We start from the raw sequence: 22,537 nt of genomic DNA, 5'->3' as shown, positions 1-22,537 counted from the left end.
CCGGGTGTGTTTCCGGTCACCGCGGGCATTACACAGCCATGGCGCAACGCCAACCCACTTGTGATCGCAAGCGAGGCGCGATAGGAAGCACGTAGCGGGTATTCGGTCCCTACGGGGATCGGACCCACCGGCACGACAGAAATGTGACATCGGTCCCGCACACCGAGCGGGAACGATGTCGGGCAACAGGGTGTTGAACCATCTGTGAACGACGCAAGGAAGCGTTCGTCGGTGACGATCAGAGGAGGAAGGCGATGACCCCGACCCTCACGCCGCCGCCGGAGACGGCGGCACCCCCCGCCGCCGAGGAACGGTGCGACCGCTGCAACGCGGCAGGGAAACTCCGAGTCAGACTCGCCGAAGGTGGCGACCTGATCTTCTGTGGACATCACGCCAACAAGTACGCCGACCAGCTGGTCAAGATCGCTGTCGAGTACGCCGTCGCCCCGGACTTCTCGTGGCGCGGTTCGGATCTCTCGGCCGGCTGAGACCAATACCGGTTCGTGCAGGGCGTCCCTTCGGGGACGCCCTGCGGTCATTTCCGGTACAGTTTTCGCTTTTGTGGCGGTTCGAGCGCTTTGAGAAGTGTCGATCAGAGCGTCTGAATCGTCGCGATGCGCTCTTCCAGTTGCTCGATCGTCGCCTGAGCGCTCGGCGGCCCCCCGCACAGCCGGCGCAGCTCCGCATGAATCTTGCCGTGCGGTAGCCCGGTGCGGTGGTGATGGGCCGCCACCAGAGTGTTGAGCTGCCGCCGGAGCATGATCCGCTTCTCCCCCGCCGTGCGCGGCTGGGGCGGGATCTCGGGCGCGGCCTGGGCCGTGGCCGCCGGGCCCCTGCGCCGCTCGGACGCCGCCTGCTCCGCCTGCCGCTTGGTCAGCAACGCCGACACCTGGTCCGGGGTCAGCAGGCCCGGCAGGCCGAGGTACTCCTCCTCCTCGGCCGTCCCCGTCTGCGCCGGCAGCCCGAAGGTCGCCCCGTCGAAGATGACCTGGTCGAGCTCGGCCGTGGCGGACAGGGCCTCGAAGCTCTTCTCCAGCTCACCGGAGGCCTTCTCCTCGCGGTTGGCCCGCTCGAGCTCGTCGTCGTCGAAGCCTTCCTTCTGCTTGCGCTCGCCCAGCACGTGGTTGCGCTGCGCCTCCAGCTCGCTGGCCAGCTCCAGCAGGTGCGGCACGCTCGGCACGAACACGGTGGCCGTCTCGCCGGGCACGCGGGCCCGCACGAAGCGCCCGATGGCCTGGGCGAAGTACAGCGGGGTGGAGGCGCTGGTGGCGTACACGCCGACGGCCAGCCGCGGGATGTCCACCCCCTCGGACACCATCCGGACGGCGACCATCCACCGCTCCTGCGACGCCGAGAACGCGGCGATGCGCCCCGAGGCCCCCACGTCGTCGGAGAGGACCACGACCGGCTTCTCGCCGGTGAGCTCCCCGAGCACCTTCGCGTAGGCCCTGGCGTTCTGCTGGTCGCTCGCGATGACCAGCCCGCCCGCGTCGGGCATGCCCCCGGCCCGCAGGTTCTGCAGGCGGGAGTCGGCGGCCCGCAGGACCTGCGGCATCCAGTCCCCGGTCGGGTCGAGCGCGGTCCGCCAGGCCTGCGCGATGAGGTCCTGGGTCATCGGCTCACCGAGCCGGGCCGCCAGCTCGTCGCCGGCCGACGTGCGCCAGCGGGTCTCCCCGGAGTACGCCAGGAAGATCACCGGCCGCACGACGCCGTCGCGCAGCGCGTCGGAGTAGCCGTACACGGTGTCGGAGCGCGACCGCGCGATGCCGTCGGCGCCGCGCTCGTACTCGACGAAGGGGATCGGGTTGTCGTCGGACCGGAAGGGCGTCCCGGTCAGCATGAGCCGCCGCACGGCCGGCTCGAACGCCGCCTTGACCCCGTCGCCCCAGGACTTCGAGTCGCCGGCGTGGTGGATCTCGTCCAGCACGACCAGGGTCCGCCTGGTGATGGTCCGCCGCTTGTGTACGGCGGGAGCGATGCCCACCTGCGCATAGGTGACGACGGTGCCGTGGAAGTCCGAAGTCGAGTGCACGTCGGAGTTGCGGAACCCGGCGTCGAGGTCGATCCCGACCCGCGCCGCCGCCTGCGCCCACTGCGTCTTCAGGTGCTCGGTCGGCGTGACGACGGTCAGGTTGTCGATCGTCCCGTCCCCGAACAGCTCGAGCGCGACCCGCAGCGCGAACGTCGTCTTGCCGGCCCCCGGGGTGGCGACCGCCAGGAAGTCCTCGCGATTGCCCCGCAGGTACTGCATGAGCGCCTTGCGCTGCCACACCCGGAGCGTCTGACCTTGCTGCACCACCGGACGCGGCGGCATGCGGCACCCCTCCCCGTCGATACGTCCGTCTCGCACCGTGTTCGCGCGCGCTTGCCCGCCCCGTCGCCGGGGCCTGCGGATCCGCCCCTAGGCCCGATTCGTCGGGCCGAAGCGCGCATGAAAACGCCCTCGCGTCAGCGCGGACCGCGAAGGCGTTGACAGCCTAGCGGGCATCGGCCGGCGTTGTGCCGAACCGAGCCGAACGTCACGAAGACGGGTCGTCGTTATGGACCACGTTCTCGTACAGGTCCTTGCACACGGGGCACACCGGGAACCGGCTGGGGTCGCGCGAGGGCACCCAGAGCTTCCCGCAGAGTGCCCGCACCGGCGTGCCCTCGATCATGGCCTGCATGATCTTGTCCTTCGGCGCGTAGTGCGAGAACTTCTCGTGGTCACCGGCGTCGTATCGGTAATCGGTGCTGGTCTGCTCTTCGACGCGCTCGTCGGTAAGCGTCCCGCCACCGTTCTCGGGAGTGGTCGTCACGGCTCCCAGTCTGCCAGGCCGGGGCCGAATTGGCCCGCTCACGCCGTCACCTCCGCTGCGCTCCGGCGACGACGTGCACAACTGCGCCTAAGGTGAGCGGCCCCTCCGCTTCGCCCCGGACCGCTCACGCCGCCACCTCCGCTGCGCTCCGGCGACGACGTGCACAACTGCGCCTAAGGTGAGCGGCCCCTCCGCTCCGCTCCGGGCCGCTCACGCGCCTTCGGCTTCCTGCCGCGCACCCCCCGCATCCAGGCGAGCACGCACCGCTGCGCCACCTGGCCGGGGCTAAGGTGGGCTCGTGATCAACCATGTCATCCGGTTCGGCCCGGCCGTCGAGGCCGCCCGCAGCACCGGCGCACCGATCGTCGCGCTGGAAAGCACCATCATCTCGCACGGACTGCCCCGCCCCGCCAACCTCACGGTGGCGAAGGAGATCGAGGCGACGGTACGGCAGGCAGGCGCCGTGCCGGCCACCATCGGCATGATCGCCGGCGAGATCGTGGTCGGGCTGGACGAGGCGGAGATCGCCCACCTGGCCGACAGCGACGACGTGGTCAAGCTCTCCGTGCGCGACCTCGCCCCGGCCGCCGCCGCCCGGGCCGACGGCGCCACCACCGTCGCCGCCACGTCGGCCATCGCCGCCCGCGCGGGCATCTCGGTCTTCGCCACCGGCGGCCTGGGCGGCGTGCACCGCGGCGCCGGCACCACCTTCGACGAGTCCGCCGACCTGACCGCCCTGTCCCGCCTGCCGATCGCCATCGTCTGCGCCGGCGTGAAGTCGATCCTGGACGTGGGCGCCACCCTGGAACGCCTGGAGACCCTCGGCGTGAGCGTGGTCGGCTACGGCACCCGCCGCTTCCCCGGCTTCTACCTCACCGACGCCGGCTACGACCTGGACTGGTCGGCCGGCGACCCGGCCGCGGTGGCCGAGATCATCCGCGCCGCCCGCGGCCACGAGGTCCACACCGGCGCCCTGATCGTGGCCAACCCGCTCCCCTCGGCCGAGCAGCTCGACCCGGCCCTGCACGACCGGGTCCTGGCCGAGGGCCTGGCCGGCCTGGAGCGCGACGGCATCACGGGCAAGGACGTGACGCCGTACCTCCTGTCGCACTTCCACACCGCCACCGAGGGCAAGAGCCTGGACGTGAACGTGCGCATCATCCTGCGCAACGCCGACCTGGCCGCCCGCATCGCCGCCGCACTGTGACCGTCGTCGTCATCGGGGACGTGGTCACGGACATCCTCACGGTGCACGAGGGCGCGCTCGCCATCGGCTCCGACACGATCGCCCGGGTGCGCATCGCGGGCGGCGGCTCGGCGGCCAACACGGCGGCCTGGCTGGCGGCGGCCGGATGCCCCGTGGTGTTCGCCGGCGTCGCCGGTGACGACGAGCCCGGCGACGCCCGCATCGCCGAGATGCGGGCCGCCGGGGTAACCACGAGCGTGCGCCGCGTCACCGGCGCCGCGACGGGCACGGTGGTGGTGCTGACCTCCGACGCCGAGCGCACCATGTTCACGGACCGGGGGGCCAACCGCCTCCTCGACCGCTCCGACGTCGACCGCGCGCTGGATCTGCCCGGGGTGCGGCACCTCCACCTGTCCGCGTACGTCCTCTTCGACCCCGACTGCGCCCCCGCCGGCCGCTACGCCCTCGCCGAGGCCCGCCGCCGCGGCCTGACCACCAGCCTGGACGCCGCCTCTGCGGCGCCCTTGGAGCAGCTGGGCGGGCGCGAGTTCCTGGCCGCGATCCCCCGGCCCGGCATCCTCTTCGCCAACCTGGACGAGGCCCGCGTCATCGCCCCGGCACCACCCACCCCAACGGCAGCCGCTCCCACACCAGGCCGCGCGGAGGCGTCCACTCCAACGCCGGCCACCCCAACGGCAGGCTTCCCGACGACGGCCACCCCACCGGCAGCCACTCCGACGGTGGGAAACCCATCGGCAGCCACTCCCACGGTGGGCGCCCCCACGACAGACGCCCCGACGACGGTGACCCCCACGGCAGGCACCCCGAAGGCATCCACGCAAACGACGGACGCCCCAACGGCAGCCACCCCGATGACGGCCACCCCAACCGCGGAGGCCGCGGCCCCGACGGAGTGCGAACGGCTGGCCAAGGCGCTCCTGGCCCACGCGGACGCCGCCGTGGTCAAGTCCGGCCCGGGCGGCGCCGCGTGGGCAGATCCGGACCGCTCCGCGCACGCACCGGGCGTCCGGGTCACCCAGGTGATCGACCCGACCGGCGCCGGCGACGCGTTCGCGGCGGGCTTCCTAGCCGCATGGCTAGGCGGCGCCGACCCGGAAACCGCCCTGCGCCGCGGCAACGAGCTGGGCGCCGACGCGGTAACCCGGCTCGGCGGCCGCCCCTGACCCCGGCACCACCGACCCGCACATTCCGCCACATCGGACGGCCCCGACTCCGCTTGACGGTTGCCGTGACCGGATTTATCGCCCTGACAGGGCTTAAGGCGGTTGTGCGGTTCTTTGTCCGGCCCGCCGCCGGCCGAACGTTCCGTCGCCGTCGACGGGCAGGGCATCCCGGCCGGCACCGACCCAGCCCCCACGGCGCGTCAACGCCCGACCTATCGGACGCAAAGCCCTCAGTCGGCGTCGATGACCTTGTGCTCGCGCTCGGTCACGGCATGCGATGGATCCGGGTGCGAGGTGGCCCGCCGCCGCAGCCGATTGCGCCACAGCCGGTCCTTCCGAGGCGGCGCGTCGTTGGCCAGGAGCACGGCGATCATCGGCAGCCCCACAGCCCCGACGGTGCACAGCGTCAGCCAGAGCCACAGCACCGGCGGGCGGGTCGCGACGAGGATCGCCGCGACCACCACGCAGGCGGCACGGATCAGCATCATCAGGACATACCGCAACTCACGGGCACGGAGCTCCTGTTCGGGGCTGCGCGCCGCGTCAGTGATCAGCTGCGGTCGTTCCCTGCGGGCCATTAACCCGAGTCTGCCACGATCGAGGAGACGATGGTGAGTCAGATACCCGTGGGCTTGGTGGCCGCCTGCGCCTCCGCCACGGCCTGGCCCTGCTCGCGGGCCGTCGTGCCGGTCGCCAGCAGGTCGCGGATCTCGGTCAGGAGGCGGATCTCGTCGCTCGGGGCCTCGGGCTCGGGCTCGATGCCCCGCTTGCGGCGCTGGGCGAGCTTGTTCATCGGGAGCACGACCAGGAAGTACACCGTGGCCGCGGTGAGCAGGAAGGTGATCACGGAGTTGACGAAGCCGGGCCAGTCCAGGACCTGCTTGCCGATCTTGAGGCCCTGAGCGTCGTCCCCCATGCCGATGCCGCCGGTCAGCTTGATCAGCGGCTGGAGGAATCCATCAGTGAAAGCGGTGACGACGCCGTTGAAGGCGGCGCCGATGACAACGGCTACGGCAAGTTCGATGACGTTGCCGCGTGAGATGAAATCCCGGAAACCCTTCAGCACGTAGGCACCTTACGACCGCGCGCGGCGCGGCGCATCCGTTGTCCCCTGTACGGCGCCCGTGAGACAGTTCCACGACGTGGATGGCTTGGTCGAGCAGGTCGCGGCGCGGCACCGGGTGCCGGCCGAGAAGGTGCAGCCGGGGCCGGTCGGCGGGGCGAACCACGTGTACTTCCTCGGCGACGAGCTCGTCCTGCGCATTCCCCGGACCCGCCGCGACGGCCCGCGGTTGTTCACCGAGGCGGCGGTCATCCCGGCGGCGCGCCGGGGCGGGGTGCTGACGCCGGCCGTGGTCGAGTTCGACGCCACGGTGCCGTATCTGGTGACCGAGCGCGTGCGCGGCGTCGATGCGGCGGCTCATGCGGTACCGAATCCGAAGCTCTTCGAGGAGCTCGGCCGGGAACTGGCGAAGCTGCACCAGATCCCGCCCCCGGCCCGGTTGCCGGTCGACGCCGCGCCGGCCGACCCGTGGGCCCTGGTCTCCGACCTGCGCGCGGAGGGGCTCCTCGACCAGGACGCGGCGGAGTGGCTGGCCGGGTGGTTCGACCGGCTGGCGCCCCGCGTGCCGATCGCGCCGCTGCGGGTGGCCGTGCACGGCGACGTCGCCCCGCAGAACGTCATGGTCGCGGGCGGATCGCTGGCGGGCCTGGTGGACTGGGGCGACGCCATGCTGGCCGACCCCGCGACCGAGTTCGCCAAGCTACCGCTCACGGTCGTGCCCGCGGTGCTGCAGGGGTACCACGGCGACAACATGCCCCCGCGCGTGCTCTGGCATCACCTCGTCTGGGCCCTCGCCCGCCTGCGCGACCCCCGGCCGTCAGCGGCCCGGCACTGGTCCGCGCCCCCGGGCAGCCGGCTCCTCGGCCTCTTGCGGTTTTTCACAGAGACCCCCATGTGGCGTGACCTCATCTGATTGTCAGGCGATGATGGGCGAAACGAAGCGGGGAGGGCCGATGATCCAGCTCCTGGCGCCCGACGGCACGTTGCGCGAGGACGAGCGGGCACCACTCGAGGTGACCCCTCGGCTGTGCCTGGACCTGTTACGCGACATGGTTCTCGCCCGGCGCTTCGATACCGAGGCCCTGGCCCTGCAGCGCCAGGGCGAGCTCGGCCTCTGGCTGATGTCGCTCGGGCAGGAGGCGGCCCAGGTCGGCTCGGTGCGCGCGCTCGCGCCCGGCGACTACGTCTTCCCCAGCTACCGCGAGCACGCCGCCGCCCGCTGCCGCGGCCTCGGGCCGGCCGAGCTGCTGGCCCAGTGGCGCGGCGTCATGCACGGCGGCTGGGACCCCGCCCGCTACCGCTTCCACATCTACAGCCTGGTGCTCGGCACGCAGGCGCTGCACGCGGCGGGGTACGCGGTCGGCGTCGGCCTCGACGGCGCCGACGAGGTCGTCATGTGCTACTTCGGCGACGGCGCCAGCAGCCAGGGCGACGTGAGCGAGGCGCTGAACTGGGCGGCGGTCGCCAACGCGCCGCTGATCTTCTTCTGCCAGAACAACCAGTGGGCGATCTCCACCGGCACCAGCCGCCAGATGGCCGCGCCGCTGCACCGCCGGGCCGAGGGCTTCGGGCTGCAGTCCCACCTGGTCGACGGCAACGACGTGCTCGCCGTGCACGCCGTCACCGCAAAAGCCGCGGATTCGGTACGGCGCGGAGGCCCCCCGGTCTTCATCGAGGCCACGACCTACCGCATGGCCGGGCACTCCACCTCGGACGACCCGCGCCGCTACCGCTCCGACGACGAGGTCGACGCCTGGCGCGGGCGCGACCCGATCGCCCGCCTGGACCGGCTCGTGCGCGAGCGCGACTGGGCCGACCAGGCCTTCTTCGACGCCCTCGACGCGGAGGCGGACGAGCTCGCGGCGCAGACCCGGGCCGCGTGCCTGTCCCTGCCGGACCCGCAGATCCCGGACATCTTCCGGGCGGTGCTGTCCCACGAGACGGACCTGCTGCGCGAGCAGCGGGAGTGGCTGGAGAAGTACCACACCTCGTTCACCGGCCGGTGACGGAACGCTCCCGCGGGGCGGCGAGGGAGGGCAAGATGTCGGCATGGCCATCACGCTGCCGATCGACGACGCCGCCAACGAGTACCTGACCCGCGACCCGCTCGCGCTGCTGATCGGCATGACGCTCGACCAGCAGATCCCGCTGGAGAAGGCGTTCTCGTCGCCGTACGTGCTGGCGCAGCGCCTCGGGCACGAGCCGAGCGCGCACGAGCTGGCCGAGTTCGACCCCGAGGCGCTGGTTGAGATCTTCGCCACGCCCCCGGCCCTGCACCGCTTCCCGAAGGCGATGGCGGCCCGCGTCCAGGAGGTCTGCCGGGCCCTCGCCGACCGCTACGACGGCGACCCGGCCGGCCTGTGGACGGGGGTCGCCGACGGCGCCGAGCTGCTGCGCCGGATGCAGGGCCTGCCGGGCTTCGGCAAGCAGAAGGCCCAGATCTTCGTGGCGCTGCTGGGCAAGCAGTACGGCGTGCAGCCCACCGACTGGCGCGAGGCCGCCGGCGGCTACGGCGAGGCGGGCGCCCACCGCTCCGTCGCCGACATCGTCGACGGCCCGTCGCTGGCCAAGGTCAGGGAGTACAAGAAGCAGATGAAGGCCGAGGCGAAGGCCGCGAAGAGCGGCTGACCGGTTGGCGACCGCGCGCGGCGGCCGGCGCCCGGACCCTACCCGCCGTTCACGGTGCTGCTGTTCCGGCCGCTCACCCTGCTGCCGGAGGGCGCGGTCCAGGCGCTGTGGCTGGCGCTGACCTGCGCGGCCGTCGCCGGGATCGCCGCCGCGGTGGGCCGTGGGCTGGCCGCCTCGCGCAGCTTCACCGGGCTGGACGCGTCAGTCTGATCCGCTCGGCAGCGGCGCGCCCGTCTCCAGGACGGTCTTCAGGCCGCTCACGATCCGCGACCAGGCGTCGTCGCGCTCCGGGTCGTCCGCGCGGTCCACGTCGTCGCAGGTCAGGGTGACCCGGGTCAGGTGTACGTCGGCCGGGGTGAGTGTCCAGGTGAGCCAGCAGTGCGGGTCGCGCTCGGGACCCACGCCGGTCAGCAGGTTGTGTATCAGGTGGCGGGCCGGGGCGGCGTGCAGGATCTCGCCGAAGAGGGCGTCGGCGACCGGCCCCTGGTCGGTGCGGAACACGATCGGGGCGCCCTCGTCCCAGGTCGAGTCGACGGCCAGGCCGAGGTAGTAGCGGCGGGTCAGGGCCGGGTCGGTCAGGGCGTGCCAGACCTGCTCGGGGGTGGCGGCGATGTACAGCGTGAACGTCCGGGTCCTCATGCTGGAGAATCTGCCCGACCGAACTTGCCGCCGACTTGAGCGCGGCTTGGGCCTGGGATGCGAAGGAGAACCCGGTGGCGGACCTGCAGGAGCTGATCGGCGAGCTGGAGGCGCAGGAGGCGCGCCTGGTGCTCGGGCGCTTCGACAACGACGACGCCTGGGCGCTCGGCTGCCTGCTGGTCGAGGTGGCCAAGGAGCGCGGGCTGGCGATCACGATCGACGTGCGCCGCGGCGGGCAGCAGCTGTTCCACGCGGCCCTGCCCGGTACCGCGCCCGACAACGACCGGTGGATCGAGCGCAAGATCCGGGTGGTGGAGCGGCTGCACGCCTCCTCCTACCTGGTCGGGCGGCGGCTGGCGGCCAAGGGGGCCGCGTTCGACGCCGGCTACGGGGTCGACCCCGCCGACTACGCCACCCACGGCGGGGCGTTCCCGATCCGCGTCCAGAATGTGGGCGTCGTCGGGGTGGTGACGGTCTCGGGTCTGCCCCAGGCCGACGATCACGCGCTGGTGGTGGAGGTGCTCGGGCGTTTCCTCGAGCGCGTGTCGTGATGCCGACAAGCGCGGCGGGGCGCCAGGCCCCAACATGCCGCGTGTGAATACACGCATCGCGATGTACGCCGCCGTGCCGGCGCTGCTGCTGTCGGCCGCCCTGGCGGGCTGCTCCGACGATTCGACCGACGACACGGCGGCCCCGGCTGCCCCGACGAGCGCCGCCGGGCCGAGCTCCGCCGCGCCGAGCAGCGCCGCGCCGTCGGCAAAAACGTCGTCGAAGACGTCGGCGAAGCCGTCCGCGGCCGGGGGCTGCCCGGTCACGGCGGCCGTGCTGGAGAAGGCGTACAAGGCCAACGCCGAGGTCGCCGGGGCGCTCGTGCTGGGCAAGGGGCTCACGAACGTCAGCTGCTACCAGGGCTGGGCCACGGCGCAGACCCAGCCGACCGACGTCGACCAGGCGGTGGTGCTGTTCCAGTACGACGCCGCCAAGAAGTCCTGGGCCGCGCTCATCGGCGGCACCGACGGCGTCTGCCGGGACACCGTGCCCGAGGACGTCGCGACACATCTCGCGGGTTGCCAGAACTAACCCGATCGAGTGTCGTAGATTGCTGGGGTGAGATACACACTCCTCGCTGTCCTCGCCGGAGCGGCCGCCACCCTTGCGGCCTGCTCCGGCGGGCCGACGAACAACGCCAACCCGCCCGCCGTGCCGACCGCCGAAGAGGGTTCGCCGCCGCCGCAGACCGGACCGGCGCCGCTGAAGCCCGGCGCGAGCCCGGCCGGCGGGTGCCCGGTCGACGCCGCCGCCCTGGAGAAGGCCCTGACCGCCAACGGCGAGGCCGCGGCGGCCGTGCAGCTCGGCAAGGGGCTCACCGACGTGAGCTGCGCCCAGGGCTACGCCGCCGCCCGCACCCAGGGCGACCGCCAGGTGATCCTCTTCCAGTTCGACAACGCGCAGGCGCGCTGGGCGTTCGTCGGGGTCAAGTGCGAGCAGGCCCCCGCCGCGATCCGCGCGCAGCTGCAGACTTGCGCGTGACCGCCCGGCGGTACCCCTGGCAGTTCGTCCCGCTTTATGGTCATATTGAGCATGGAGCGTGAAGCATTGCTCCGGCTCCTCGCCGAGGAGCCCGGGGCTGCGTTCGAGGCGTGCGGCGCCGCGATCCGCGCCGGCGCCGAATACGTCGTGTGGGACCACACCGTGCCGGCCCACGAACTGGCGCGCAGCTACTCCCGCCGGGCCCAGCACATGGCGAAGATCGGCAACCCGATGCTGGGCGGGACCGAGGCCGTCGCCCAGCTGCAGATCTCCGGGGACCGGCCGCTACGCATCGGCGAGGCCAAGGTCGAGAACCCGCCGACCCACTTCCAGCTGTTCCTGACCGCGGACGCATCCCGGGTCGTGGCCTGCATAGGCATCGATCAACGCTGAAGTACCAGGATTGCGGTGTGGACGCATTGCTGGAACCCACCGCACTGGATCAGCTTCGCGAGGCGCTCGGCTCCGCGCGGTACACCTCGGAGGGCATCAAGGACCTCCTCGGCGAGGACGCCGCGGCGGCCTGCGCGCGCAACGACTTCCGGGCCGCGCTGCGCATCACCGAGTCGGACGGGGGCCGGCTGGCCACGCTGATCCGGCTCTTCATCTGCGGCCAGACCGAGCCGCTGCCCCGGGTGGCCGCCGCGCTGGCGCCGCTGCCGCTGGAGGCCGCGCTGCCGCTGCTGGAGGCCGACGGCGACGGCGTGCGGGCCGCGCTCGAGCTGGAACCCTACGGCGACTGGTGGGTGGTGGCCGACCTGTCCGCCGGGATGCGGCCCGGGCGCCCGCTGCCGGGCGACCACGTGCTGGGCATCGGCGGCGCGTCGACGACCCTCGCCGCCGCCACGCTGCGCCGCCCGGTCGGCACGGCGCTCGACCTCGGCACCGGCTGCGGGGTCCAGGCCCTGCACCTGTCCACCCGCGCCGAGCGGGTCACCGCCACGGACGTACTGCCCCGGGCCCTGCGCTTCGCCGCCACCACGGCCGCCCTCAACGGCCTCGACTGGGAGCTGCTGCAGGGCGACCTCACCCGGCCGGTCGAGGGCCGCCGCTTCGACCTGGTGGTGAGCAACCCGCCGTTCGTGGCCGGCCCGGGCACGACCGCGCACACCTACCGCGACTCGGGCCGCCCCGGCGACGCCGTCTGCGCCGAGCTGGTGGCCGCCGCGCCGGGGCTGCTGGCCCCGGGCGGGCACATGCAGTTCCTGGCCAACTGGCTGCACGTGGCCGGGCAGGACTGGCGGGACCGGGTCAACGACTGGCTCGCCGGCACCGGGCTGGACGCGTGGGTGATCCAGCGTGAGGTCTCGGATCCGCTGGCGTACGTCAACCTCTGGCTCGCCGACGCCTCCGAGGACCCGTCCCGCCAGCCGGCCCTGGCCGCGGCCTGGCTGGACTGGTTCGACGCGCAGGAGGTCGACGCGGTCGGCTTCGGGCTGATCACCCTGCGCGCGGCCGGCCACGACGACCCGACCGTGCGGATCGAGGACCTGCGCCAGGGCGTCTCCGGGGACCTGGGGCCGCTCATCGCCGACTGGTTCGGCCGGCAGGACTTCCTGCGCCGGGCCGACCTCCTGCACAGCCGCCTCGTCGCCGCGCCCGGCCTGCAGCTGCGGCAGGAGGCCGCGCTCGGCGCCGAGGGCTGGGAGGTGGGCCGCCAGACGCTCGCCCTGCCCGACGGGCTGCGCTGGATCGAGGAGATCGACCCCGTCGCGCTGGCCCTCGTCGGGGCGTGCGACGGGTCGGTCACGCTGCAGGACCAGGTGGACGTGCTGGCGGCCGCGCACGAGGTACCTTCCGAGGTCCTTGCCGACGTGGCCGTACCGCTGGTGGCCCACCTCGTCGAGCGCGGCATCCTCCTGCCGGCGTCCTGATGCGCGCCCTCGTCCAGACCGTCAGCCGCGCCAGCGTCACCGTCGACGGCTCGGTGGTCGGCTCGATCACCGACGGCCTGCTGGTCCTGGTGGGCGTGACGCACTCGGATAGTTCCGACATCGCCGAAACGCTGGCCCGGAAGGTGCACGAGCTGCGCATCCTCGACGACGAGAAGTCGGCGGCCGACACCGGGTCGCCACTCCTCGTCGTCTCGCAGTTCACCCTGTACGGCGACGCGCGCAAGGGCCGGCGCCCCACCTGGATCGCCGCGGCCCGCCCGGAGGCCGCCGAGCCCTTGATCGAGGCCTTCTGCGCCGCGCTGCGAAACCGGGGCGCAACCGTTGAAACCGGGCGATTTCGCACCCACATGCTCGTCGAAAGCGTGAACGTGGGACCGCGGACGGTGCTGCTGGAGATCTGAGACTCACGGTTTCGTGCCACGGCTGCGCCGCCTCACCGCCACTTCACGCCCGCTCAGCGAAGCTACTTCTCGCAGGAATGATCGCGCCACTTGTCAATCCACACGGGAGGCGAGCGAAGTGGCCCAGCCGCTGAGTGACACCACGGACTTCAACGCTGTCGACGTCGAGGCCGACGACCAGCACGAGCAGGCGCTCGACAACACGGGCGTCTCAGCGGACCTGGTGCGCGCCTACCTGAACACGATCGGCCGCACCAAGCTCCTCACCGCCGAGCAGGAGGTGGAGCTGTCGAAGAAGATCGAGGCCGGCCTGTACGCCGAGGAGAAGCTCTCCACCGGCATGGTCCACCCCGCGTGGATGAACACCTACGAGATCGTGGTCCGCGAGGGCCGGGCGGCCAAGGCCCACCTGCTGGAGGCCAACCTGCGCCTGGTGGTGAGCATCGCCAAGCGGTACACCGGCCGCGGCATGGCCTTCCTGGACCTCATCCAGGAGGGCAACCTCGGCCTCATCCGCGCCGTCGAGAAGTTCGACTACACCAAGGGCTACAAGTTCTCCACCTACGCCACCTGGTGGATCCGCCAGGCCATCACCCGCGCCATGGCCGACCAGGCCCGCACCATCCGCATCCCGGTGCACATGGTCGAGCAGGTCAACCGCATGGTGCGGGTGCGCCGCGACCTGGCCGCCACCCTCGGCCGCGAGCCGGTGGTGGCCGAGATCGCCGCCGCCCTGGGCGTCGAGGAGTACCAGGTCATCGAGCTCATCTCGTACGACCGCGAGCCGGTCAGCCTGGACCAGGCCGTCGGCGAGGACGGCGAGAGCGCCCTGGGCGACTTCGTGGCCCGCATCGACCCGCGCGAAGAGCCGGCCGACAGCGTCTCGCAGGGCATGCTGCGCTCCGAGGTCGAGATCGTCCTGTCCACCCTGTCCCAGCGCGAGCAGGCCGTGATCCGCCTGCGCTTCGGCCTCGACGACGGCCGCCAGCGCACTCTGGACGAGGTGGGCCGCGAGTTCGGCCTGTCCCGCGAGCGGATCCGCCAGATCGAGAAGGTCACCCTGCTCAAGCTGCGCCACCCGTCCCGGGCCAAGCGCCTCGAGGCCTACGCCTCCTGACCGGCCCGCCACGCGAGAAGGCCGCCCCTCGGGGCGGCCTTTGCGCGTCTAGGGTTGGGTCATGGAATACACCCGTTTGGGCAGTTCCGGCCTCAAGGTCAGCCGGATCGCGCTGGGCTGCATGAGCTTCGGCGAGCCGAACCGCGGCAGCAACCAGTGGACCCTCGACGACGCGGCCGCCGAGCCGGTCTTCCGGCAGGCCGTCGAGCTGGGCATCACGTTCTGGGACACGGCCAACGTGTACAGCCACGGCAGCTCCGAGGAGGTCGTCGGCCGGGCGATCCGCAAGTACGCCGACCGCGACTCGATCGTGCTGGCGACCAAGGTGTTCTTCCCCATGCACGACGGCCCCGGCGGCTCGGGCCTGTCGCGCAAGGCCATCCTCGAGCAGATCGACGCGTCGCTGGCCCGGCTCGGGACCGACTACGTCGACCTCTACCAGATCCACCGCTTCGACCCGGACACCCCAGTCGAGGAGACGATGGAGGCGCTGCACGACGTGGTCCGGGCCGGCAAGGCCCGCTACCTCGGCGCGTCCTCGATGTGGGCCTGGCAGTTCGCGAAGCTGCAGCACGCGGCCGACCTCGGCGGCTGGACCCGGTTCGCGTCGATGCAGAACCAGTACAGCCTGGTGCAGCGCGAGGAGGAGCGGGAGATGTTCGGCCTGCTCGCCGACCAGGGCGTCGGGTCCCTGCCGTGGAGCCCGCTGGCCAAGGGGCGCCTGGCCCGGCCGTGGGACGAGCACACCACCAAGCGCGCCGAGGTCGACCCGCTGCACGCCCGCTACGAGGGCGACGAGAACCGGCCGATCGTCGACGCGGTCCGGCGCGTGGCCGAGGCCCGGGGCGTGCCGATGGCCCAGGTCGCGCTGGCCTGGGTGCTGCGCAACCCGGTCGTGGACGCCCCGATCGTCGGCCCCACCAAGCCCCACCACCTGGCCGACGCCGTCGCCGCGCTGGACCTGGAGCTGACCGACGACGAGGCCGCGGCGCTGGAGGAGCACTACACCCCGCGCCTGCCGTCCGGCTACTGAGCCCTACAGGCGCCGGGGCCCGCTGTCCGGGCGGGGCTGGTGCGCGGTGAACTCGGCGCTGGCGTGCAGGACGGCCAGGCCGCTCGGGCGGGCCAGGACCGGGTTCAGCGTCAACGAGGACAGGGCCGGCTGCTCGTCCACCAGCCGGCCCACCCGCAGCAGCAGGTCGACCAGCGCGTCCAGGTCCACCGGCGCGGCGCCGCGGTAGCCGGTCAGCAGCGGCGCCGCCCGCGGCGCCCGGACCAGGGCGGCGGCGTCGCGGTCGGTGAGGGGTACCGGGCGCCAGGCGCGGTCGCCCAGCAGGTCCGCCGCCTCCCCGCCCAGCCCGAAGCCCACCACCGGCCCGAACGAGGGGTCGTCGACCACCTCGACCACGCAGGCCACGCCGGGGGCGACCATCGGCTGCACGACGACCTCGACGCCCAGCCCGAAGAGGCGCTCCAGCTCCTGGTAGGCCTCCTGCACGGCGGCGGCGGAGGTGAGGTTGAGCCGTACGGCGCCGAGGTCGATCCGGTGCCGCCAGGGCCGGGTGGCGACCTTGAGGGCGACCGGGTACCCGACGGCGGCGGCCACCTCGGCGACCCGGTTCCCGGCGGCCCAGGAGGCCGGGACGACCGGGATGCCGTAGGCGGCCAGGAGAGCGTCCGCCTCGCCGCGGTCGCCTGCGCCGGAGGCCGCCAGGCGCGCGGCCAGCTCGGCGGCCTGGAGCGGGTCGACGCCGGGGAGGGCGGGCAGCGCGCCGACCGGCTCGCGGCGCCAGGCGGCGTAGCGGGCCACCCGGCCCAGGGCGCGCACGGCCTCCTCGATCGCCGGGAACATCGGCAGCGCGGCCGGGTCGTCCTCGGAGTAGGCCGGGGCGACCGTGAAGGACGGGTCGGCCGGCATCACCACGGCGATCGGGCGCGGGGCGGCGGCCGTCGAGACGCGCAGCAGCTCGGCCACGCCGAGCTTGTCGTCCTCGGCCAGGGCGGGGGCGTACGCGGCGACGACCGCGTCCACGCCCTCGTCGTCCAGGGCGGCGTGCACGGCGCGGACGAAGTCGACGTCGGAGACCGCCGGGCCGAGGTCGCGCGGGTAGCCCTCGGCGATGCGCAGGCCGGCGGCGGGGGCCTTGGCCACGGTGAGGACGCCCAGCGCGGCCGCGTTGGTGACCACGGCGATCCGGTCGCCGGTCGGCAGCGGGCGGCCGGCGACGAGCAGGCCCACGTCGAAGAGCTCGGCCACCGTGTCGACGCGGATGACGCCGGAGCTGGCGAAGAGCGCGGCCACGCCGCGGGCATCGGGGCCGACGGTCACCGCGTCGAGGGCCGGCGGGCGGACCGGGCTGGCGACGGCCACGACCGGCTTGCGGCGGGCCAGCTCGCGGGCGATGCGGGCGAACTTGCGCGGGTTGCCGAAGGTCTCGAGGTACAGCAGCACCGCGTCGGTGTGCGGGTCCTCGCGCCAGTACTGCAGGGCGTCGTTGCCGGACACGTCGGCCCGGTTGCCGGCCGACACGAACGTGGACAGTCCCAGGCCGCGGCGGTCGGCCTCGGCCAGCAGGGCGGTGCCCAGCGCGGCGGACTGGCTGAAGAAGCCGACCCGGCCGGCGCGCGGCAGCAGCGGGGCCAGGGTGGCGTTGAGCCGCACGCCCGGGTCGGTGTTGGCCACGCCGAGGCAGTTCGGGCCGACCAGGCGCATGCCGTGGTCGCGCACGGCCCGCAGCAGGGCGGCCTGGGCCTCGGCGCCGGCCGGGCCGGACTCGGCGAAGCCGGCGGAGACGACGACCAGCGCGTGGACGCCGGCCGCGGCGCAGTCGGTGACCACCTCGGGGACGCTGCCGGCCGGGACGGCGACGACGGCGAGGTCGACTCCCGGCCTGCCGCTGAGGCTCGAAACGGCGGGAAGACCACCGATCACCCGGGCCGACGGGTGGACCGGGATCAGGCTCCCGGCGAAGCCGGCCGCCTTGAGGTGCGCGAGCAGGGCGGCGCCGATGCCGGAGCCGTCGGAGCGGGCGCCGTAGACGGCCACCCCGCGCGGGTTGAGCAGCCGGCCGATCGAGCGGGCCTCGGCGCGCTGCTCGCGGGCCTGCTGCACGCGCAGCGAGTCGGGGGTGGCGGCGATCGGGAACCACAGGTGCACCACGCCGTCGGCGAACTGGCGCTCGATGTGGAAGCCGGCGGCCATGAAGACGCGCAGCATCGCCTGGTTGACCGGCAGGACGTCGGCCTCGAACTCGGTGATGCCCTCGGTGCCGGCCGCGGCGACCAGGTGCTCGATGAGCACCGAGCCGATGCCCCGGCCCTGGTGGGCGTCCTCGACCACGAACGCGACCTCGGCCTGGTGGGAGCCGGTGCCGAGCCGGTCGTAGCGCCCGACGGCGATCAGCTCCCCGGCGTGCTCCACGACGAACGCCTCGCGGTCGTGGTGGTCCACGTTGACGAAGCGGTCCAGGTCGCGCTGCGGGATGCGGGGGTACGCCGAGAAGTACCGCAGATATCTAGTCCGCTCCGAGAAGCGGGAGTGCAGCGCGACGATCCGGTCCGCGTCGTCAGGGCGGATCGGTCGCAAGTGGACGGTGGTCCCGTCCGCCAGCAGCACGTCGGCCGCGCGGGCCGAAACGTCGTTCACCCGCCTAGTTTCCACCCGATTGGGTTACCGTGTCTCGCATGATGCTGACCCCGGCGGATGTGCAAAGCCTGCGGTTCGCCAAGGCGCCGTTCGGCAAGCGCGGGTACGACGAGGACGAGGTCGACCAGTTCCTCGACGTGGTCGCCCAGACCCTCGTCGCGCTGCGCGACGAGATCGCCGCGCTGCGGGGCGGCGCCCCGATGGACGCCGCCTTCGGCACCTCCACGGCGGCGGAGACCGAGATGCTGGCCGAGCTCGACCTGATCAAGCAGCGCCTGGCCCGCCTGGAGGCCGCTGTCCAGCATTAGTCCCGCGGGTCATGCGGATCCAGGCCGAAGTGGGGGAACGCGGCCAGGCGGGTGGCCATGATCGCGCGGTCGACGGCGGACGGGGTGTCGCCCGGGATCCACGGCGAGAACGTGGTCGTGCCGCCGTCGGTCATCGTCTCCGGCAGCGGATGCCCGGGACGGCGGGCCGTCGCCAGGTCGCGCCACGACTGCGGGATCGGCCGCTCCGGGTCGATCGGCTCGCCGGTGAGCACCGCCAGCAGGTGGGTCCAGGCCCGCGGCACGCACTCGACCAGCGCGTACCCGCCGCCCCCGCTGGCCACCCACTTGCCGCCGGCGACCTCCTCGGCCAGGTCGCGCAGGGCGAGGTAGGCGGCGCGCTGGCCGTCGACGGTGAGCCGCAGGTTGGCGAGGGGGTCGTGGCGGTACGTGTCGGCGCCGCACTGCGTGAAGAGCAGCTGGGGCTGGAAGGCCCGCAGCACGCCCGGCACGACGGCGTGGAACGCCCGCAGCCAGGTGGAGTCGGTGGTGCCCGGCGGCAGGGCCACGTTCACCGCCGTGCCGGGCGCGTTCGGGCCGCCGGTCTCGTCCGCGAAGCCGGTGCCGGGGAAGAGCGAGCGCGGCGACTCGTGCAGGCTGACCGTGAGCACCCGCGGGTCGTCGTAGAAGACCTCCTGGACGCCGTCGCCGTGGTGCACGTCGATGTCGACGTAGGCGACCCGCTCGGCGCCGAGCTCCAGCACGCGCTTGATCGCCACCGCCGGGTCGTTGTACACGCAGAAGCCCGACGCCCGGGCCGGCATCGCGTGGTGCAGGCCGCCGGAGATGCTCACCGCCCGGTCGGCCTCCCCGCGCCAGACCGCCTCCGCCGCCCGCCGGGTGGCCCCGGCGATGAGCGCGCTGGCCTCGTGCATGCCCTCGAACGTCGGGTTGTCCGGGGTACCGAGGCCCATGATCCCGACCCGGCGCCCGGTCGACGCCGCCTTCACCACGGCGATGTAGTCCGGGTCGTGCACGGTGGCCAGCATCTCGTCGGAGGCCGGCTCCACCCGCTCCAGGACCACCCCGGGCCGGTCCAGCACGCCGAGGGCGCGGGCCAGGGCCATCGTCAGCTCGACCCGGACGGGGTCGAGGGGATGATCGCCCATGTCGTACTTCAGGAGCCGCTCGTCCCACACCACCAGCGTGCTCATTCAGTCCCCCTTGGCGACGGGCCGGTCCGGGTCGGTGATCCAGTGGCTCCAGGAGCCCACGTACAGGGCGGCCGGCACCCCCTGCTCATGCAGCGCGAGCACCAGCTGCGCGGCGGTCACGCCGGAGCCGCAGTAGGCGCCGACCGGCCCGCCGGGGGCCTCGACCGGGCGCAGCAGGCCCTGCTCGTCGACCGTCTCGGCGGCGGGCAGGCTGCGGGCGCCGGGGATGTGGCCGGCGACCGGATCGACGGGTTCGATCTCGCCGCGGTACCGCGGGAGGATCCGAGCATCCAGCAGCACCCGCCCCGGATCGGCCGCCTCGGTCTCGGTCCACACCGGCATACCACCCGGCCGGACCGTGACGTCGCCCACTTCCGGGGTCGCCGGATCGGTCGTGGTCGGCAACCCGGCGGCCAGCCAGGCCGCGTATCCGCCGTCCAGGACCCGCACATCGTCGATGCCCGCCCAGCGCAGCGTCCACCAGGCCCGCGCCGCGGCACCGGTAGGATTGGTCCCGCCTGCGTCGTACACCACCACCGGGTGGCCGGCGCGGACCCCCAGCCCCCGCAGCGCAATCTCCAGCGCGGCGGGTTCGGGCAGCGGATGGCGCCCCCCGGCGCCCGGCGGCCCACATAGGTCCTCGTCGAGGTCGGCGAAGACCGCGCCAGGCAGGTGACCGGCCGCGTAGGCGGCCCGGCCGTCCTTCGCGAGGGTCCAGCGCACATCGAGAAGAGTCGGCGGTTGGGCGGACCGCACCAGCTCGGCGAGCATGGCAACGTTCAAGATCGCCCGGTTGGCTGTCACGCTCCAATCTTGTCGTACGCAGCGGGTAACATCGCGTACCGGGAGGGCAGGGCAGTGAACGACCTGGTTGACACCACCGAGATGTACCTCAAGACGATCCTCGAGCTCGAGGAAGAGGGCGTCGTGCCCAAGCGTGCCCGCATCGCGGAGCGGCTGCACCAGAGCGGCCCCACCGTCAGCCAGACCGTGGCCCGCATGGAGCGCGACGGCCTGCTCATCGTGGAGGGCGACCGCCACCTGGCGCTGACCGACCAGGGGCGCGACCACGCGGTCGCCGTCATGCGCAAACACCGCCTCGCCGAGCTGCTGCTCGTCAACGTGATCGGCCTGCCGTACGAGGAGGCCCACGAGGAGGCGTGCCGCTGGGAGCACGTCATGAGCGACGCCGTGGAGCAGCGGGTCTACGAGCTGCTGGGGCGGCCGACGCGGTCGCCGTATGGCAACCCGATCCCCGGGCTGGAGGCGCTGCAGGGCAGCGAGGAGGCCGACGCGGCGGCCGACCGCGAGCGCAACCTGGCGTTCCCCGGGCTGGCGGGGTCGGTCGTGGTGAGCCGGATCTGCGAGTCGGTGCAGACGGACGCCGACGTGCTGCGGCAGCTGCACACCGCCGGGATCGACCCGGGCGCGACGGTGACCGTGGCGCAGGAGCGGGACGGGGTGAGCATCGACCGGGAGGGCGAGCGGATCCGGCTCCCGCGGGAGGTCGCCTCGCGGGTGTTCGTCGCGGCGGCGTGAGCTTCGAAGAAGCCCCGTCGGCCTGCGGTCCGCCGTCGGCCTGTTCCGTCGAGGACGTCATCGACCGGGTCGGGTCCAAGTGGAGCGTGGGCATCCTGCTCGCCGCCGCCGACGGGCCCATCCGGTTCAGTGCGCTCGAGCGGGCCATTCCCGGGATCTCGCGGCGGATGCTGACGCTCACGCTGCGCAACCTCGAGCGGGACGGGCTGGTCGTGCGGACCATGTATCCGGTCGTGCCGCCCCGGGTCGAGTACTCGCTGACGCCCATGGCGCTCGAGCTGCGGGCGGCGCTGGTCGCCCTCTCCGGATGGGCGGCCCGGCACCGGGGTGATATTGCGGCCGCCCGGACTCGATACGACGAGCGGGAAGCCGGATCTGCCTAGGCTTTTCGGCGTGGGAATCGATCTCGCCTTCGACGACGAAGGGCTCGATAAGGCCGTCCGGGCACTGGCCGAGGACGGCGACGCGACGGCGGCGCTGGAGCTGGTTGAGGGCGAGGGCGACGCACACCGGCGGGAGCAGGCCGTCAGCGTGCTCGGCGCGGCCGGGGTCAACGAGATCGAGTCGCTGCGCGCGCTCGCGGCCCGGCAGTCGTACCGCCCGGAGCGGTGGCTGCTGCTCGGCGCCGCCCTCGCCGCCGCGGCCTGGGGCGTGCGCGAGGCGCCCGGCCGGGACAAGCGCATCGACCGGCGGATCATCGCCCAGAAGGCGCTCGTCGCGGAGTCCCGCACGGCGCTGCGCCGGGCGGCCGCGCTGTCCCCGGGCGACGCGGTGCCGTGGAGCGAGCTGACCGGGGTGGTGATCGGGGCGCCGCTGCACGCCACCGAGACCGCCGACGTGTTCAAGCGGGCCTGCGTGCTCACGCCCGGCCTGTACCTCGCCCACGCCCGCCACCTCGTCGGCCTGACCCGGCGCTGGTACGGCTCCCCCGACCGCGTCCTGGCCTTCGCCCACGCCCGCGTCGAGGGCCGCCCGGACGGCCATCCGCTGCACGCGCTGGTGGCGCTGGCGCACATCGAGGGGTACGTCGACGGGGTCCTGCGCGGCACGACGGTCGGCCGGTTCTGGCGGGCCTGGCGCTACTTCGCCGACCCGGTGGTGCGCCACGAGATCGACTCGGCCGCCAACCGGCTGCTGGCCGGGCCCGACGACCACCCGTGGTCGATGTCGGCCCACCAGGCGTTCGCCGCCGCGTACCAACGGGCCGGCGACCTGGGCCGGGCCCGCGCCCACCTGCTGCGCTCGGGCGAGCGGGCCGCCGTGTGGCCGTGGCGCTACTTCGGCGATCCGGGCAGCCGCTTCGCCGCCGCCCGCCAGGCGGCCCTGCCGTAACGGACTGCAGGCCACCTTCGGCACCGCCTCGGCGGCCTTGTCGTAACCGGCTACAGGCTGCTGAGGTCGATCAGCTTGGCCAGCTCCACGACCTTCGGC

The 22,537-nt window shown here is 73.2% G+C and carries 26 protein-coding genes and 1 pseudogene; 19 read left to right on the top strand and 8 right to left on the bottom strand.

Annotated features, from left to right (window positions below; genetic code table 11):
• Window positions 1–254 precede the first annotated feature (254 nt).
• A complete protein-coding gene (locus tag ABD352_RS45125) occupies window positions 255–488 on the top strand; it encodes a DUF7455 domain-containing protein (RefSeq protein WP_344618758.1) in 234 nt (77 codons plus the stop codon).
• 104 nt (window positions 489–592) lie between these two features.
• On the opposite strand, the gene ABD352_RS45120 is transcribed toward ABD352_RS45125, so the two are convergent.
• A complete protein-coding gene (locus ABD352_RS45120; protein ID WP_344618757.1) occupies window positions 593–2,314 on the bottom strand; it encodes a DEAD/DEAH box helicase in 1,722 nt (573 codons plus the stop codon).
• A 205-nt stretch (window positions 2,315–2,519) separates the two neighbouring features.
• Window positions 2,520–2,798 carry a DUF3039 domain-containing protein gene (locus ABD352_RS45115; protein ID WP_344618756.1) on the bottom strand — a complete coding sequence of 93 codons (279 nt, stop codon included), beginning with the start codon at window positions 2,796–2,798 and terminating at the stop codon, window positions 2,520–2,522.
• Window positions 2,799–3,096: 298 nt separating this feature from the next.
• On the opposite strand from ABD352_RS45115, the gene ABD352_RS45110 reads away from it, so the two are divergent.
• Both ABD352_RS45110 and ABD352_RS45105 read left to right on the top strand, forming a co-directional pair.
• The gene (locus ABD352_RS45110; RefSeq protein WP_344618755.1) at window positions 3,097–4,005 is read left to right on the top strand and encodes a pseudouridine-5'-phosphate glycosidase; all 909 of its coding nucleotides are present in this window, start codon (window positions 3,097–3,099) and stop codon (window positions 4,003–4,005) included.
• Window positions 4,002–5,168: a carbohydrate kinase family protein gene (locus tag ABD352_RS45105; RefSeq protein ID WP_344618754.1), complete on the top strand. Its 1,167-nt coding sequence runs from the start codon at window positions 4,002–4,004 to the stop codon at window positions 5,166–5,168. The genes ABD352_RS45110 and ABD352_RS45105 overlap by 4 nt, the downstream gene beginning before the upstream one ends.
• A 230-nt stretch (window positions 5,169–5,398) precedes the next feature.
• Here the strand turns inward: ABD352_RS45105 and ABD352_RS45100 are convergent, their stop codons facing one another.
• Window positions 5,399–5,746: a DUF3099 domain-containing protein gene (locus ABD352_RS45100; protein ID WP_344618753.1), complete on the bottom strand. Its 348-nt coding sequence runs from the start codon at window positions 5,744–5,746 to the stop codon at window positions 5,399–5,401.
• A 38-nt stretch (window positions 5,747–5,784) separates the two neighbouring features.
• The gene (mscL, locus tag ABD352_RS45095; protein ID WP_344618752.1) at window positions 5,785–6,234 is read right to left on the bottom strand and encodes a large conductance mechanosensitive channel protein MscL; all 450 of its coding nucleotides are present in this window, start codon (window positions 6,232–6,234) and stop codon (window positions 5,785–5,787) included.
• A gap of 76 nt (window positions 6,235–6,310) precedes the next feature.
• Here mscL and ABD352_RS45090 point away from each other — a divergent pair, with 76 nt between their 5' ends.
• The 4 genes and pseudogenes from ABD352_RS45090 to ABD352_RS45075 form a co-directional block, all read left to right on the top strand.
• Window positions 6,311–7,144 (top strand): phosphotransferase family protein, encoded by an 834-nt coding sequence (locus ABD352_RS45090; RefSeq protein ID WP_344618751.1) that lies wholly within the window; start codon window positions 6,311–6,313, stop codon window positions 7,142–7,144.
• 40 nt (window positions 7,145–7,184) lie between these two features.
• Complete coding sequence (locus tag ABD352_RS45085) at window positions 7,185–8,237, top strand: thiamine pyrophosphate-dependent dehydrogenase E1 component subunit alpha (protein WP_344618750.1); 1,053 nt, start codon at window positions 7,185–7,187, stop codon at window positions 8,235–8,237.
• Window positions 8,238–8,280: 43 nt separating this feature from the next.
• A complete protein-coding gene (locus ABD352_RS45080; protein ID WP_344618749.1) occupies window positions 8,281–8,859 on the top strand; it encodes an HhH-GPD-type base excision DNA repair protein in 579 nt (192 codons plus the stop codon).
• A gap of 51 nt (window positions 8,860–8,910) precedes the next feature.
• Window positions 8,911–9,069 (top strand): annotated as a pseudogene (locus ABD352_RS45075) (hypothetical protein); the annotation flags it as partial.
• Here the strand turns inward: ABD352_RS45075 and ABD352_RS45070 are convergent.
• Complete coding sequence (locus ABD352_RS45070; protein ID WP_344618748.1) at window positions 9,061–9,498, bottom strand: SRPBCC domain-containing protein; 438 nt, start codon at window positions 9,496–9,498, stop codon at window positions 9,061–9,063. The pseudogene ABD352_RS45075 and the gene ABD352_RS45070 overlap by 9 nt on opposite strands.
• Before the next feature lie 74 nt (window positions 9,499–9,572).
• Between ABD352_RS45070 and ABD352_RS45065 the strand changes: the two genes are divergently transcribed.
• The 8 genes from ABD352_RS45065 (at window position 9,573) to ABD352_RS45030 (ending at window position 15,474) form a co-directional block, all read left to right on the top strand.
• Window positions 9,573–10,049: a heme-degrading domain-containing protein gene (locus ABD352_RS45065; protein ID WP_344618747.1), complete on the top strand. Its 477-nt coding sequence runs from the start codon at window positions 9,573–9,575 to the stop codon at window positions 10,047–10,049.
• Window positions 10,050–10,092: 43 nt separating this feature from the next.
• Window positions 10,093–10,578, top strand: coding sequence for a hypothetical protein (locus ABD352_RS45060; RefSeq protein ID WP_344618746.1), 486 nt, complete (start codon window positions 10,093–10,095; stop codon window positions 10,576–10,578).
• Between the two features lie 27 nt (window positions 10,579–10,605).
• Entirely contained in the window at window positions 10,606–11,028 is a 423-nt protein-coding gene (locus ABD352_RS45055) for a hypothetical protein (protein WP_344618745.1), read from the top strand.
• 51 nt (window positions 11,029–11,079) lie between these two features.
• Window positions 11,080–11,421: a hypothetical protein gene (locus ABD352_RS45050; RefSeq protein ID WP_344618744.1), complete on the top strand. Its 342-nt coding sequence runs from the start codon at window positions 11,080–11,082 to the stop codon at window positions 11,419–11,421.
• 17 nt (window positions 11,422–11,438) lie between these two features.
• The gene (locus tag ABD352_RS45045; protein ID WP_344618743.1) at window positions 11,439–12,902 is read left to right on the top strand and encodes a DUF7782 domain-containing protein; all 1,464 of its coding nucleotides are present in this window, start codon (window positions 11,439–11,441) and stop codon (window positions 12,900–12,902) included.
• Entirely contained in the window at window positions 12,902–13,324 is a 423-nt protein-coding gene (gene dtd / locus ABD352_RS45040) for a D-aminoacyl-tRNA deacylase (protein ID WP_344618742.1), read from the top strand. The genes ABD352_RS45045 and dtd overlap by 1 nt, the downstream gene beginning before the upstream one ends.
• A 130-nt stretch (window positions 13,325–13,454) precedes the next feature.
• Window positions 13,455–14,441: an RNA polymerase sigma factor SigB gene (sigB, locus tag ABD352_RS45035; protein WP_425553920.1), complete on the top strand. Its 987-nt coding sequence runs from the start codon at window positions 13,455–13,457 to the stop codon at window positions 14,439–14,441.
• Between the two features lie 61 nt (window positions 14,442–14,502).
• Entirely contained in the window at window positions 14,503–15,474 is a 972-nt protein-coding gene (locus tag ABD352_RS45030; protein ID WP_344618740.1) for an aldo/keto reductase, read from the top strand.
• Between the two features lie 3 nt (window positions 15,475–15,477).
• On the opposite strand, the gene ABD352_RS45025 is transcribed toward ABD352_RS45030, so the two are convergent.
• Complete coding sequence (locus ABD352_RS45025; protein ID WP_344618739.1) at window positions 15,478–18,087, bottom strand: bifunctional acetate--CoA ligase family protein/GNAT family N-acetyltransferase; 2,610 nt, start codon at window positions 18,085–18,087, stop codon at window positions 15,478–15,480.
• A gap of 38 nt (window positions 18,088–18,125) precedes the next feature.
• On the opposite strand from ABD352_RS45025, the gene ABD352_RS45020 reads away from it, so the two are divergent.
• Window positions 18,126–18,395 carry a DivIVA domain-containing protein gene (locus ABD352_RS45020; protein ID WP_344618738.1) on the top strand — a complete coding sequence of 90 codons (270 nt, stop codon included), beginning with the start codon at window positions 18,126–18,128 and terminating at the stop codon, window positions 18,393–18,395.
• Here ABD352_RS45020 and ABD352_RS45015 read toward each other — a convergent pair.
• Together ABD352_RS45015 and ABD352_RS45010 are read right to left on the bottom strand one after the other, a co-directional pair.
• Window positions 18,392–19,567: an acetoin utilization protein AcuC gene (locus ABD352_RS45015; protein WP_344618737.1), complete on the bottom strand. Its 1,176-nt coding sequence runs from the start codon at window positions 19,565–19,567 to the stop codon at window positions 18,392–18,394. The genes ABD352_RS45020 and ABD352_RS45015 overlap by 4 nt on opposite strands.
• Complete coding sequence (locus ABD352_RS45010; RefSeq protein WP_344618831.1) at window positions 19,568–20,338, bottom strand: sulfurtransferase; 771 nt, start codon at window positions 20,336–20,338, stop codon at window positions 19,568–19,570.
• Between the two features lie 87 nt (window positions 20,339–20,425).
• On the opposite strand from ABD352_RS45010, the gene ABD352_RS45005 reads away from it, so the two are divergent.
• Genes ABD352_RS45005 through ABD352_RS44995 form a run of 3 tightly spaced genes read left to right on the top strand, consistent with a single transcriptional unit; the run spans window position 20,426 to window position 22,438 of the window.
• Window positions 20,426–21,106, top strand: a complete 681-nt coding sequence (locus ABD352_RS45005; protein ID WP_344618736.1) for an iron-dependent transcriptional repressor DtxR — start codon at window positions 20,426–20,428, stop codon at window positions 21,104–21,106.
• A complete protein-coding gene (locus ABD352_RS45000; protein ID WP_344618735.1) occupies window positions 21,103–21,489 on the top strand; it encodes a winged helix-turn-helix transcriptional regulator in 387 nt (128 codons plus the stop codon). Before ABD352_RS45005 ends, ABD352_RS45000 begins: the two co-directional genes overlap by 4 nt.
• Before the next feature lie 10 nt (window positions 21,490–21,499).
• On the top strand, window positions 21,500–22,438 hold the full coding sequence (locus ABD352_RS44995; protein ID WP_344618734.1) for a hypothetical protein: 939 nt from the start codon (window positions 21,500–21,502) through the stop codon (window positions 22,436–22,438).
• The last annotated feature ends 99 nt before the right edge of the window (window positions 22,439–22,537 follow it).

The sequence above is a fragment of the Dactylosporangium salmoneum genome (assembly GCF_039532525.1).
In the GTDB taxonomy this organism is placed as follows: Bacteria; Actinomycetota; Actinomycetes; order Mycobacteriales; family Micromonosporaceae; genus Dactylosporangium; species Dactylosporangium salmoneum.
This window is presented reverse-complemented; position numbering and strand designations above follow the sequence as displayed.

Bases quoted from the DNA above. Each gene is read 5' to 3' on its own strand.
- ABD352_RS45080 (WP_344618749.1), top strand. From the start codon at position 8,281: ATGGCCATCACGCTGCCGATCGACGACGCCGCCAACGAGTACCTGACC.
- ABD352_RS45015 (WP_344618737.1), bottom strand. From the start codon at position 19,567: ATGAGCACGCTGGTGGTGTGGGACGAGCGGCTCCTGAAGTACGACATG.
- ABD352_RS45100 (WP_344618753.1), bottom strand. From the start codon at position 5,746: ATGGCCCGCAGGGAACGACCGCAGCTGATCACTGACGCGGCGCGCAGC.
- ABD352_RS45125 (WP_344618758.1), top strand. From the start codon at position 255: ATGACCCCGACCCTCACGCCGCCGCCGGAGACGGCGGCACCCCCCGCC.
- ABD352_RS45070 (WP_344618748.1), bottom strand. From the start codon at position 9,498: ATGAGGACCCGGACGTTCACGCTGTACATCGCCGCCACCCCCGAGCAG.
- ABD352_RS45030 (WP_344618740.1), top strand. From the start codon at position 14,503: ATGGAATACACCCGTTTGGGCAGTTCCGGCCTCAAGGTCAGCCGGATC.
- dtd (WP_344618742.1), top strand. From the start codon at position 12,902: ATGCGCGCCCTCGTCCAGACCGTCAGCCGCGCCAGCGTCACCGTCGAC.
- ABD352_RS45085 (WP_344618750.1), top strand. From the start codon at position 7,185: ATGATCCAGCTCCTGGCGCCCGACGGCACGTTGCGCGAGGACGAGCGG.
- ABD352_RS45120 (WP_344618757.1), bottom strand. From the start codon at position 2,314: ATGCCGCCGCGTCCGGTGGTGCAGCAAGGTCAGACGCTCCGGGTGTGG.
- ABD352_RS45020 (WP_344618738.1), top strand. From the start codon at position 18,126: ATGATGCTGACCCCGGCGGATGTGCAAAGCCTGCGGTTCGCCAAGGCG.
- ABD352_RS45050 (WP_344618744.1), top strand. From the start codon at position 11,080: ATGGAGCGTGAAGCATTGCTCCGGCTCCTCGCCGAGGAGCCCGGGGCT.
- ABD352_RS45010 (WP_344618831.1), bottom strand. From the start codon at position 20,338: ATGCTCGCCGAGCTGGTGCGGTCCGCCCAACCGCCGACTCTTCTCGAT.